This is a genomic window from Rhizobium sp. FG113, assembly GCF_057809895.1.
In genome coordinates this window covers 1,002,353-1,016,201 of sequence record NZ_JBMDKV010000001.1, presented here as the reverse complement: position 1 = coordinate 1,016,201, position 13,849 = coordinate 1,002,353, and the positions used below count along the sequence as shown (strand labels likewise).

Here is a 13,849-nt window from a genome sequence, read left to right as displayed (position 1 = left end):
CGATCATGGCACAACTTTTCATTCGCAGGCCGATTCTGGCCTGGGTCTTCGCGTTGTTCATTTCCATCGCGGGCATCATCGCAATCCCATTCCTGCCGATTGCGCAGTACCCCAAGGTCGCGCCGCCCCAGCTGACGATCTCCACCGCATATCCCGGTGCATCGCCGCAGGAGATCTATCAGGGCGTAACACGCCAGATCGAAGATGAGCTCAACGGTGTCGCCGGCCTGCTCTATTTCGAATCGACCTCGGACAATTCCGGCTCGGTCAGCATCAATGCGACGTTCCGCGCCGGGACGGATATCGATCAGGCATCGGTCGACGTTCAAAACGCGATCCGTCGCGTGGAAGCCCGTCTTCCGGCCACCGTGCGCACGCAAGGCGTCACCGTCGAAGAGGCAAGTTCCGGCTTCCTGATGATCGTCTCGATGACATCGACCGACGGCAGTCGCGACGAAGTGGAGCTTGGCGACTACATCAATCGTAGCGTCATTGGCGAAATCCGACGCATCGATGGCGTCGGCCGCGCTCAGCTTTTCGCCGCGCAGCGCGCTCTGCGCGTATGGATCGATCCGGACAAGATGGTCGGCCTCAACATCAACACGGACGATATCAACGCGGCGATCACCGCGCAGAACGCCCAGGTTGCGGCAGGCCAGATCGGCGCCAGTCCCAATCCCATCACTCAAGATCTGACCGCGACCGTCCTGGTCCAGGGGCAGCTGAGCACACCGGAGCAATTCGGCGAGATCATCCTGCGCGCAAATTCGGACGGCTCGACCGTTCGCCTGAAGGATGTCGCGCGCATCGAGCAGGGCGCGGAGTCCTACAACTTCACCAGCCGTCTCAACGGTCAGCCCTCGGCAGCCATCGGTATCCAGTTGTCCTCGACAGGCAATGCCGTTGCGGTCTCTGCCGCGATCAAGGCCAAGATGGAGACGCTGAGCCGCTTCTTCCCGAAGGGCGTTGAGTACAGCGTTCCGTACGACACCAGCCCGTTCGTCTCCGCGTCGATCGAAAAGGTCATTCACACGCTGCTCGAAGCGATCGTGCTGGTGTTCATCGTGATGTTCGTGTTCCTGCAGAACTTCCGCTACACCGTCATCCCAACGCTGGTGGTACCAGTTGCACTGCTCGGCACCTGCGCCGTCATGTACGCGACCGGGTTCTCGATCAACGTTCTGACCATGTTCGCGATGGTGCTCGCGATCGGCATCCTCGTCGACGACGCGATCGTCGTGGTCGAAAATGTCGAGCGCATCATGGCCGAGGAAGGCCTGTCGCCGAAGGCGGCGACGAAAAAGGCCATGGGCCAGATCACCGGGGCGATCCTCGGCATCACGCTCGTGCTTTCATGCGTGTTCATTCCAATGGCCTTCTTCCCAGGCTCGACGGGCATCATCTATCGGCAGTTTTCGCTGACGATGGTCGTGTCGATCCTGTTCTCGGCCTTCCTTGCCCTGTCGCTGACGCCGGCGCTCTGCGCCACCTTCCTGAAGCCCATCAAGGGCGGCCATCATCAGAAGGGCGGCCCGGGCGGCTGGTTCAACCGCAAATTCGAGAAGCTGACCAACCGCTACACCAGCTCGGTCACTGGAATGGCGCGCCGCGCCGGCCGGATGATGATCGTCTATCTCGCGCTCGTCGTTGGGCTCGGCTATCTCTTCGTGAGCTTGCCGACATCCTTCGTGCCGGATGAAGACCAGGGCTTCCTGATCGTCGACATCCAGGGGCCGCCGGAAGCCAGCGCAAACCGCACGATCGAGTCGATCAGAAAGATCGAGACGATCTTCAAGGCGGAGCCGGCGGTCGCCAATATCGTGGCGATCCAGGGCTTCAGCTTCTCGGGCAATGGCGCCAATGCCGGTCTCGCCTTCGTGACGCTGAAGGACTGGTCGGAGCGAGGTGAAGGCAACTCGGTGCAGGATATCGCCAACCGGGCCAACATGCAGCTCTTCGCGCTGAAGGATGCCACGTCCTTCGCTCTTTCACCGCCCCCGATCGAGGGCTTTGGCACCACTGGTGGCTTCTCCTTCCGTCTCCAGGACCGTGCAGGACTTGGCCAGGCCGCGCTCGCGAACGCGACGGCCGAGCTGATGGCGAAGGCCGGGCAGAGCAAGGTGGTCACCGGCGTGCGCATGGAAGGCCTTCCGGACGCCGCCCAGGTGCTGTTCGTCATCGACCGCGAAAAGGCCAACACCTTCGGCGTGACCTTCGCGGATATCAACAATGCGATAACCGCCAATCTGGGCTCGTCCTACATCAACGACTATCCCAACCGGGGCAGGATGCAGCGTGTCATCGTCCAGGCTCAGGACCGCAGCCGACTGCAGATCGAGGATGTGCTGAAAATCAACGTCCGCAATGCGACGGGCGGGATGGTTCCGCTTTCGTCCTTCGCAATCGCGCAGTGGCAGAAGGGCCCGCCGCAGATCGTCGGCTATAACGGCTATCCGACCGTGCGCATCTCCGGCGCTCCGGCACCGGGAGAGTCCACAGGCGCGGCTATCGCCGAAATGGAGCGCATCGCCTCCGAGCTTCCCGAAGGCTTCGGTTTCGAATGGTCGGGCCAGTCGCTGGAAGAAATCACCTCGGGCAGCCAGGCGCCCTTCCTGTTCGGGCTGAGCATCCTGTTTGTCTTCCTCCTGCTTGCAGGTCTTTATGAGAGCTGGTCGATTCCGATTTCGGTCATCCTCGTCGTACCCTTGGGGGTGATCGGCTCGGTACTCGCGGTCATACTCCGCGACATGCCCAACGACCTCTACTTCAAGGTCGGGCTGATCGCCATTATCGGGCTTTCGGCCAAGAACGCGATCCTGATCGTGGAGTTCGCCAAGGACTACTATGCCGAGGGCAAGTCATTGCTGGAATCGGCGGTGGATGCGGCGAGATTGCGCTTCCGACCGATCGTCATGACGTCACTCGCCTTCACGCTCGGCGTCGTGCCGCTGGCGATTGCGACGGGACCGAGCGCGGCGAGCCAGAACGCCATCGGAACGGGCGTGCTCGGCGGCATGATCTCAGCTACCGTCCTTGCGATCTTCTTCGTGCCGGCGTTCTTCGTCTTCGTGCTCAAGGTGATGAGAACGAAGCGACCCGTCGAAGACGACGCCTCGGAGGAGGGGCGCGCTTGAATAGCGACGGGGTGAGTTCCGCAGAGAACTCACCCCGTCAAACACGCCTAGCGCAACAATATCCGGCCGTCCCGGATTGATTACCTGGCTTCTTTCTTGGGCCCCGTGGACACCGAGAGATGATGGCGCTGGATGAGCCAGAGAGCGAAGGCCAGGCAGATCAACCCCATCGCACCGGTCATGATGGCCTTCCATCCCGCCATCTCCCACAAGAGCCCCGCCAGCAATGAACCCAAGGCACCGCCTAGGAAATTGCACGAAACGAAAGCTGTGTTGAGGCGGCTGCGGGCTTCGGGCTCAACGGAAAACAGGCGCGTCTGATTGAGGACGTTGTTGCTTTGGATAGCGACATCGAACAGCAGAACGGCGAGCGCGACCAGCAGAATGTTGCTTGCCCCGATTGCGCCGATACCCAGCGAGACGAATGCGAGGACCAGAGCGGCGCCCGTACCGGCTGCCGAATAGCCGTTGTCATGGAGCCAGCCTATCCGTCTCGCGGCAAGCGAACCGGCGAGCCCAACGACACCCATGAGACCGATCTGGCTGAGCGAGTATGAGAACGGCTCAGAGCTTAGCAGGAATGTGAGGCCCGTCCAGAACATGGTGAACGTGCAAAAACCCACGGTCCCGATCACCAGCGTCACCTGCACGGATCGATGCTTTCGCACCACAGCCGGCACCGAGGCAAGCAGCCGTCCATAGGCGATGCGGGGCCGTTCCTTTTCGCTCGGAAGCACGCGTGTCAGCAAGAAGGAGAAGGATGCGGTTACGGCAGCGGCGAGGAGATAGACGGCACGCCATCCGAAAAGATCGGCAATGACGCCGCTGACGGTGCGCGACAAAAGGATGCCGATCAGGATGCCGCCGACGATCGTTCCGACCGTTCGTCCGCGCTCCTCGGGGCTCGACAGGTCGCTGGCGAGCGGTATGAGCAACTGGCCAGCCACCGTTGTAATGCCGACCGCGGTCAAGGTGGCAAGCAGCGTTGCGTAGGACGGCGCGAATGCGGTGCCGAGCAGTGCCAGAGATGAAAGAAACATGACGATCGGGATCAGTCTGCGCCGGACGACCACATCGCCAAGCGGTACGATCAACACGATGCCGAGCGCATAGCCAATCTGCGTCATTGTCACGAGCGCGCCTGCGGATCCGATCGGGACATCGAGGGACTTCGCGATTGCCGCGAGCAGAGGCTGCGCCCAATAGAGGTTGCCTACCGCTGCCCCGCCGACGATTGCAAACAGCAATGTCATTGCGCCCGACATGCCGGGCGTTGATCGTGTATTATTCGTCATTATTCCATTTCCCGGGAGGTGCGAGATCGCGCGCGCTGGGCGCGATCAATCATTGAGTTCGCAAGTCATCTCCACCATCGTCGGTCGGAAACCCAGTGACGCAAACAATTGCTGCGCCGCCTTGTTGCGATGAGCGGTGGAAAGAACGGCACGTGCGGAGCCGTGTTTTTTTATTTCCGACAGCGCAGCCTCAAGCAATCTGCGTCCGATGCCTTCGCGTCGGCGGCTTTCGTCGACGAAGAGGTCGTGCAAGACGCCTGCTGGTCCGCGTAACGACATGTAATCGTATCCCTCGATCTGGGCATAGCTATATCCCAGCACCGCGTCGTCCTGCACGGCGACGAGCAGGACCGCATTCGGATCGGCAATCTTCTTTTCCAGAAACCGGCTATACCCGGACGGCGTACCGTCCGTCGTCTCGAGAAAGCGCTGCGGGTCGAGTTCGTGATGAAGGGCGACGAGACGAGTACCGAAATCTCCGAGCGTCCCGACATCCGAAGGCGATGCGGGGCGTATGATGACCTCAGATGGCACTGATTGCGTTTTCGTCATGATGTGCTGGAGCCTTGTGGCTGACCGGCGAAGCCGTTCTTCGTATACCGTGTTTTATCTGGTTGAAGGAGATCCGCCAGCCAATCCTTTCAGATATCGTGGCGTCCCGGCAAGTCCGGCGCTCTGCGGATCAACCCCTACCTTTTTCCGAATTTCCCTGTACCACCAGACCCACGCACAGCACGGAGCCAATGCTCATGAGGGCAATAACCCAGCCCATCGGCCATGGCGTCCCATCGGCAAACAAGCCAACGAGGCCGGAGCCGGCAATGCCGCTGCCATACTGAATGGCGCCGACGAGCGCCGACACGGATCCCGCCTGCTCGGGAAAATCAGACAGCGCACCGGCGATCGAGTTGGCGACGATGAAACCGGTCATCGAGACGAACACCAGCAGCGGGATGAACAAGCCCCACAGGCCGCCGGCATCAAAATACGAGGCGACACCCAGGACAAGGCCAGCCAGCATGGCGACCACCGCCCCCCGCACAAGGATCGCGTCCATACCGAAACGGGGGACCAGGCGCGTGTTGACCAGATTGGTGACGACGATGCCAACGATACCCGATCCAAACAACAGGCCGTAATATTCGGCGGGGACGTGGTGATAGGTGATGAAGGCGAAGGGCGTTCCGGCGATATAGGCATACATTCCCGAATAGAAGAACGCGCCAACACCCGCGTAGCCGAGAATCTTCTTCTGCCCCAGCAGCTTACCGTAGCGTCCGAACGCGCCGAGAAGCGAGTCCTGCCGGCGCTTTTCCGGCGGAAGCGTTTCGGGAAGCGTGAAGAGTGCTGCCAGGCTGGCCGCGCCGAGGATCACCAACGTCCAGAAGATCGCCCGCCAGCCGGCGACGGCAGCAATTTGCCCACCGATGATCGGGCCGAGAAGCGGCGCGATCGCCATGACCGCAATCAGCGTCGACAACATCTGGGCGGCGCGCGGACCGGCGTAAAGATCGCGAACCATGGCGCGCGACAAGACAACGCCCGCACATGCGCCCAGCGCCTGAATGATGCGCCAGATGATGATCGCTTCGACGTTCTGCGCCATGGCGCAGCCCGCGGAGCCGATGATGAACAGAACAAGGCCGGCAGCAACCGGCATGCGTCGTCCATACTTGTCGCTCAAGGCGCCCCAGACCAGCTGGCCCAGACTGAAGCCGATCAGGAAGCCGGAGATCGTGAACTCAACGCTGCCTGTGCTGGCGCCAAGCGAAACAGCCATGTCCGGCATGGCGGGCAGATAGAAGTCCGTCGAGATGGAGGCGAAGCCCATCAGCGCGCTGAGAATGCCGAGAACATGCCAGCTGCTGGAATGGGCCGGCTGAGCGTCTGCTTCATTTGCTCCACCAAAGGAGACCGTATCGTTTTCGGATGACATTGTGATCTTTGCAATTCGCTGGATTTGGCGCGAATTTATACTTGGTCATCCTTGCTGATTAGCCGCTTAGTTTGGGATGAACCTATGTCCGGCATTCATGAGTTCGGCGGCCGTAATTCCGGCGACGCAAGCGCCGGCGATCGCGGCCTGCCACTGCTCTAAGCGCGTTGCTTCATCGCGACGAACTCACGGACGTACGACGCCACTCCGATGTCGGGATCGACAGAAACCCGACATGAGTTGCGAGTCGAAGCATTCCCGCGCTGCAAACCGGGTTTTCCGCAAAAGTCCATTCGCCAAAAGGATGGTTTTTCGATCGGTCGAAGTTGGTAGCGCCCATTATTCGCCTTTTCGAATATAGTTAACGCGCAAGCACATCCGACACATTCTCAAACATCCGATCCCGGCAATTAAGCGAGAGGGCATGCCATGTATCGCAGCGCGCACCGATGGGCTCCCCGTTCGATATTAACGGACCTGTTCGATCCTCGTTGGTGGCTAAGCGCTGGCGGAACGACGAAAGCGCGCGCGGCGCCGAAGAAGGAGGAGACGGGCGATGACCTTGCCACCGCTCCCGGCCAGGCCTTGGGTGAGAAGAAATATGATGGTGCGCTTGGACACCTGAGCGATAATTCAGCGCTCGGCGAGAATGGTACCACCCAGGAAGAGGATACGGCTGGCATCGTCGATGCGCGGCTTGACGGCGAGCACTCGCCATCCGCACGCGACGGCAATTCTGCGACAACAGGCGATATCTCGGCGCATGGCGGCCGTCACCCGACGCATTCGCGGTTTTCAACCGTGGCCGGTACCTCTGGCTTTGCAAGTGCGCCTGCATCTGCGAATTTGTCGTCGCTGCACGGTGCGCGCTTCGCAAGCGGATCGATGAGTGGCGATCCGCTTGCTCCGTTCCTGCGGCCGAGTGCTGTGTCCGGCGGACGTGGTTCAGCTGTCTCCACGGGCGGAACCAGCGATTCCGGCCACGTCGTCATCTTGGATTCGGCACCGTCCGGCCAGACAACCGCCCACGTCACGGGCTCGCAGTTTCTGGCCTTCGGCATGCCTTTCAGCGTTTGCGGATGCGGTTACTACAACTCGCCAACCCGGATTCTCGAGCTTGCCAAGGACAGTGGCATTCTCCAGCCCGATGGTCAGCTGCCGGGTACTCGGCTGGTGGAAGGACCGGACTACATCTCGACGGGCAAGTCGGCGATGGGTGCGTCGGTCAGCGATCCGCTTCTTGACCGCAACCTGTCATTCGCCACGACGTGGACGGGAACCGCGAACTGGAGCAACGCAACGGGCCCAGCTGGGTCATTGCCTGGCGGCGGAGAGATGGGCGGCGCAAACGCGACCAAGGGGACCGGCGTGCTGACCGGTTCGGTTACCACGGCGCAACTCACGCAGCGAACCGCGACGCAAAGCTTTGCGGTCACGGCTGCCGCCGCGGCTGCGCCCAATAACATCATCGTCGCAGAGAACCTGAAGCAAGGTAATCCGGAAAGCGAATGGGGCATCGACGGTGCTGGGAGCTCCAATATCGAGGGCTTCGCGACCGATATCAGCGTCGACAACGGTAAGACGATAAGCTTCAAGATCAACACGGATTCCAGCAACTACCGCATCGACATCTACCGCCTCGGCTACTACGGCGGAATGGGTGCCCGCAAGGTTGACACCATCCAGCACACAGGGGTGCAATCGCAGCCCACTCCGCTGCGCAATGCGGCGACCGGGACTGTCGATGCGGGCAACTGGTCGGTATCGGCATCGTGGACGGTGCCCGATGATGCCGTGTCCGGCGTCTACATCGCCAAACTAGTCCGCCAGGACGGGACGTTCGGCGAAAACCATATTCCGTTTATCGTTCGTGACGACGACAGCCACAGCGATATCGTTTTCCAGACCGCGGACCAGACCTGGCAGGCCTATAACGGCTGGGGCGGCGCGAACTTCTATGGCGGCAACGGCCCGGCGACAGGGCAGGGTGCCGGTCGCGCCTACGCCGTCAGCTATAACCGCCCGATCGCGACACGCGGCGAGGTTGGTACATTTGCCGGCCCGCAAGATTATCTGTTCGGCGCCGAATATGCCGGTATCTACTGGCTGGAGCAGAACGGCTACGACGTGTCCTACATCTCGGGTGTCGATGCCGATCGCTACGGGAGCCTGCTTCTCAATCACAAGACGTATGTGGATGCCGGGCATGACGAATACTGGTCCGGCCAACAACGCGCCAATGTCGAAGCGGCGCGTGACGCGGGCGTCAACCTCATGTTCTGGAGTGGCAACGAGGTCTATTGGCGCACCCGCTGGGGCAACGCCTACAGCGCCGATGGCACGCCATATCGTACGCTCATCTCCTATAAGGAGACGTGGTCGCCAGGTGCCAGCATCGATCCCTCAAGCGAGTGGACCGGCACCTTCCGCGATCCACGGCTCAGCCCGCCGGCCATCGGCGGCGGAAATCCGGAAAACTCCCTGACCGGACAGCTGTTCAAGGTCGATGATGTCGGCACCAACCTGCAGTCGATCACCGTCACTTATGACGATGCGAACCTGCGCTTCTGGCGCAACACGAGCATCGCCAATCTGCAGCCCGGTCAAACCGCAACGCTCACCAAGAATTATCTCGGATACGAGTGGGATGAAGCGGTCGATAACGGCTTCGATCCGGCTGGCCTTGTGAAGTTGTCGTCTACGACGCTTCCGGTCAGCACCTATCTCTTCGACTACGGCAACACGACCGGCAATGCCGTCGCGACGCATAATCTGACATTGTATCGTGCACCGAGCGGTGCGCTGGTTTTCGGCGCGGGCACGGTCTATTGGACCTGGGGCCTCAGCGACAACCACGACAATCAGGCGACACCGACCGATCCGCGCGTACAGCAGGCGATGGTCAATCTGCTTGCCGACATGGGCATTCAGCCGGGAACGCTGCAGGCAGGACTGGTCGCGGCGACCGGGTCGACCGATCACACAGCTCCGACCTCTGTCATAACGGTCCCAGCGACGGCGGCGGTCGGATCCAGCATCACCATCACCGGAACCGCGGTGGACGCAGGCGGCGGCGTGATCGCGGGTGTCGAGGTCTCCACCGACAACGGAGCAAGCTGGCATCCCGCGACCGGTGACGAGAACTGGACGTATGCGTGGTCACCGCAGACCGCCGGCACCTACACCATCCTCTCCCGCGCGGTCGACGACAGCATCAACCTTGAAAGGCCGTCGGCGGGGAAAACGATTACTGTCAGCGGACCGAGTTTCACCTCGCTGTTCCTCGGCTCGACGCCAACCATCGTCAATACCGACGACCAGGCCTCCGTTGAACTGGGTGTTCGTTTCCAGACCTCAGTCGCAGGCACGATCAGCGGCATTCGGTTCTATAAGGGCAGCCAGGACACCAGCACGCACACCGGTTCACTCTGGTCGAGCACAGGCGTCCAACTTGGGACGCTGACGTTTACGGGTGAAACAGCGAGTGGCTGGCAGACGGCTTACTTCACCAGTCCAATCACGATCACGCCCGGCCAGATCTACACGGCGTCCTACCACACCGATACCGGCCGCTATTCTTCGACAACCAATTACTTCACATCCGATGTGGTCAGCGGGCCGCTGACCGCGCCTGCGAGCAACAACGGCGTCTATCGCTACGGCACCGGTAGCCTGTTCCCGACCGCCACGTTCCAGGCGGAGAACTACTGGGTCGACGTGATGTTCAATGCCGGCTCCGCGCCTGCGAACACAGCTCCGACGGCGGTTGCAGATACCGGAGACGCGACGGAGAAGGGCGGGGTGGCCAATGGGTCGGGCGGCGTTGCCGCCACCGGCAACGTGCTCACCAACGATACCGATCCCGACAGCGGCGACACCAAGACTGTGACGGCTGTCAGATTCGGATCGACGGCAGGTACCCTAGGCTCGGCGCTCAATGGTACCTACGGCAGCCTCGTTCTGAACGCGGCCGGCACCTACACCTACACGATCAACGAGAGCAGTGCTGCGGTGCAGGCCTTGCGGCTGTCGACCAACACGCTGAGTGAAGTCTTCAACTACACGATGCGCGATACGGCCGGCGCCACGGCCTCCTCGACGCTGACTATCACCATCCATGGCGCCAACGACGCCCCGGTTCTGGCTGCACAGACGGCGGCGCAGAATGCCACTGTCGGCACGGCCTTCTCGCTGGCGCTGCCGGCCAACACCTTCACCGATGTCGACACCGGCGACACGCTGACCTACAGCTCGACGCTTGCCGATGGTTCGGCACTGCCATCCTGGCTGAGCTTCAATGCCGCAACGCGGACCTTCAGCGGCACGCCGACGGCAGCGGGCACGCTCAGTGTGCGGGTCACTGCCACCGATACAGGCGGTCTTGCCACCAACGAGACCTTCAACATCGCCGTGTCGATCCCCGGCAACACGACGCCGACGGCGGTTGCCGATATCGGCGATGCGACGGAGAAGGGCGGGGTGGCCAATGGGTCCGGCGGTGTTGCCGCCACCGGCAACGTGCTCACCAACGATACCGATTCTGACAGCGGTGACACCAAGACGGTCAGCGCGGTCAGCTTCGGCACCACCGCGGGTACCCTTGGCTCGGCGCTCAATGGCACCTACGGCAGCCTCGTTCTGAACGCGGCCGGCACCTACACCTACACGATCAACGAAAGCAGTGCTGCGGTTCAGGCCCTGAGGCTGTCGACCAACACGCTGAGTGAAGTCTTCAACTACACGATGCGCGATACGGCCGGCGCCACGGCCTCCTCGACGCTGACCATCACCATCCATGGCGCCAACGACGCCCCGGTTCTGGCGGCACAGACGGCGGCGCAGAATGCCACTGTCGGCACTGCCTTCTCGCTGGTATTGCCGGCCAACACCTTCACCGATGTCGATACCGGCGACACGCTGACCTACAGCTCAACGCTTGCCGATGGCTCGGCACTGCCGTCCTGGCTGAGCTTCAATGCCGCAACGCGGACCTTCAGCGGCACGCCGACGGCAGCGGGCACGACCAGCGTACGGGTTACCGCCACCGATCTTGGCGGTCTTGCCACCAGCGAGACCTTCAACATCACGTCTACGACGGCGCCGACCACCTACAGCCTGTTTACGGCTGCGAATACGCCGGCACAGACCAATCTCAACGACGGGTCACAGCTCGAACTCGGCGTCAAGTTCCAGTCGAACGTCGCCGGCACGATCACGGGCATCAAGTTCTATCGCAGCGCCAACGACAACGGCCAGAACGTCGTCGATCTCTGGAGCTCGACAGGCACCAAGCTTGCCACGGCGACCTACTCAAGCACCACAGGGAGCGGATGGCAGACGGTGAACTTCGGCACAGCCGTCTCGATCTCGGCTAACACCACCTACATCGCGTCGTATCACACGACGGGTACCTATGTGGCGACCAACAATTACTTCACCAACGCCGTCACCAGCGGCCCTCTGACCGCCATGTCGAATGCCACAGCCGGCGGCAATGGGGTCTATGCCTATGGCGGCTCTGCGACGTCGGGGATCTTCCCCAACGCCACCTATGGCTCATCGAACTACTGGGTGGACGTTGTCTTCAGCAATGGCTCCGCGCCTGCGAACACGGGGCCGGCGGCGGTTGCCGATACCGGAGACGCGACGGAGAAGGGTGGGGTGGCCAATGGGTCCGGCGGCGTTGCCGCCACCGGCAACGTGCTCACCAACGATACCGATCCCGACAGCGGCGACACCAAGACTGTGACGGCTGTCAGCTTCGGATCGACGGCAGGCACGCTCGGCTCGGCGCTCAACGGCACCTACGGCAGCCTCGTTCTATCGGCTGCGGGTGCTTACACCTACACGATCAACGAGAACAGTGCTGCGGTTCAGGCTCTGCGGCTGTCGACCAACACGCTGAGTGAAGTCTTCAACTACACGATGCGCGATACGGCCGGCGCCACGGCCTCCTCGACGCTGACTATCACCATCCATGGCGCCAACGACGCCCCGGTTCTGGCTGCACAGACGGCGGCGCAGAATGCCACTGTCGGCACGGCCTTCTCGCTGGCGCTGCCGGCCAACACCTTCACCGATGTCGACACCGGCGACACGCTGACCTACAGCTCGACGCTTGCCGATGGTTCGGCACTGCCATCCTGGCTGAGCTTCAATGCCACGACGCGGACCTTCAGCGGCACGCCGACGGCAGCGGGCACGCTCAGTGTGCGGGTCACCGCCACCGATACAGGCGGTCTTGCCACCAACGAAACCTTCAACATCGCCGTGTCGATCCCCGGCAACACGACGCCGACGGCGGTCGCCGATATTGGTGACGCAACGGAAAAGGGCGGTATCGCCAATGGGTCCGGCGGCGTTACAGCCACCGGCAACGTGCTCACCAACGATACCGATCCTGACAGTGGCGATACCAAGACGGTGAGCGCGGTCAGCTTCGGATCGACGGCAGGCACCCTTGGCTCGGCGCTCAACGGCACCTACGGTAGTCTGGTCCTGAATGCCGCGGGCACCTATACCTACACGATCAACGAGAGCAGTGCTGCGGTTCAGGCCCTGAGGCTGTCGACCAACACGCTGAGTGAAGTCTTCAACTACACGATGCGCGATACGGCCGGCGCCACGGCCTCCTCGACGCTGACCATCACCATCCATGGCGCCAACGACGCCCCGGTTCTGGCGGCACAGACGGCGGCGCAGAATGCCTCTGTCGGCACTGCCTTCTCGCTGGTATTGCCGGCCAACACCTTCACCGATGTCGATACCGGCGACACGCTGACCTACAGCTCAACGCTTGCCGATGGCTCGGCACTGCCGTCGTGGCTGAGCTTCAATGCCGCAACGCGGACCTTCAGCGGCACGCCGACGGCAGCGGGCACGACCAGTGTGCGGGTCACTGCCACCGATCTTGGCGGTCTTGCCACCAGCGAGACCTTCAACATCACGTCTACGACGGCGCCGACCACCTACAGCCTGTTTGCGGCTGCGAATACGCCGGCACAGACCAATCTCAACGACGGGTCGCAGCTCGAACTCGGCGTCAAGTTCCAGTCGAACGTCGCCGGCACAATCACGGGCATCAAGTTCTATCGCAGCGCCAACGACAACGGCCAGAACGTGGTCGATCTCTGGAGCTCGACAGGCACCAAGCTTGCCACTGCGACCTACTCAAGCACCACAGGGAGCGGCTGGCAGACGGTGAACTTCGGCACAGCCGTCTCGATCTCGGCTAACACCACCTACATCGCGTCGTATCACACGACCGGTACCTATGTGGCGACCGATGGCTACTTCACCAACTCCGTGAGCAACGGCCCGTTGACTGCCATGTCCAGTGCTTTGGCCGGTGGCAATGGGGTCTATGCCTATGGTGGAACCGCGACCTCGGGCATCTTCCCGAACAGCACCTACGACTCGGCGAATTACTGGGCCGACGTCGTGTTCAAACCACTGGCGGCGTAGGACACTGAACGGTCGATCGA

At 61.8% G+C, this 13,849-nt stretch carries 5 protein-coding genes; 2 read left to right on the top strand and 3 right to left on the bottom strand.

Annotated elements, in window-relative coordinates; all coding sequences use genetic code 11:
* Nucleotides 1–5 precede the first annotated feature (5 nt).
* Nucleotides 6–3,134 (top strand): multidrug efflux RND transporter permease subunit, encoded by a 3,129-nt coding sequence (locus ACODTZ_RS04435; RefSeq protein ID WP_489024036.1) that lies wholly within the window; start codon nt 6–8, stop codon nt 3,132–3,134.
* A gap of 80 nt (nt 3,135–3,214) precedes the next feature.
* Here ACODTZ_RS04435 and ACODTZ_RS04430 read toward each other — a convergent pair whose 3' ends face one another.
* From ACODTZ_RS04430 to ACODTZ_RS04420, 3 genes are all read right to left on the bottom strand, one after another.
* Nucleotides 3,215–4,429, bottom strand: a complete 1,215-nt coding sequence (locus ACODTZ_RS04430) for an MFS transporter (RefSeq protein WP_489024034.1) — start codon at nt 4,427–4,429, stop codon at nt 3,215–3,217.
* A 45-nt stretch (nt 4,430–4,474) separates the two neighbouring features.
* Nucleotides 4,475–4,963, bottom strand: a complete 489-nt coding sequence (locus ACODTZ_RS04425) for a GNAT family N-acetyltransferase (protein WP_489024032.1) — start codon at nt 4,961–4,963, stop codon at nt 4,475–4,477.
* 148 nt (nt 4,964–5,111) lie between these two features.
* The gene (locus ACODTZ_RS04420; RefSeq protein ID WP_489024030.1) at nt 5,112–6,365 is read right to left on the bottom strand and encodes a multidrug effflux MFS transporter; all 1,254 of its coding nucleotides are present in this window, start codon (nt 6,363–6,365) and stop codon (nt 5,112–5,114) included.
* Between the two features lie 429 nt (nt 6,366–6,794).
* On the opposite strand from ACODTZ_RS04420, the gene ACODTZ_RS04415 reads away from it, so the two are divergent.
* Entirely contained in the window at nt 6,795–13,829 is a 7,035-nt protein-coding gene (locus tag ACODTZ_RS04415) for a DUF4082 domain-containing protein (protein WP_489024029.1), read from the top strand.
* The last annotated feature ends 20 nt before the right edge of the window (nt 13,830–13,849 follow it).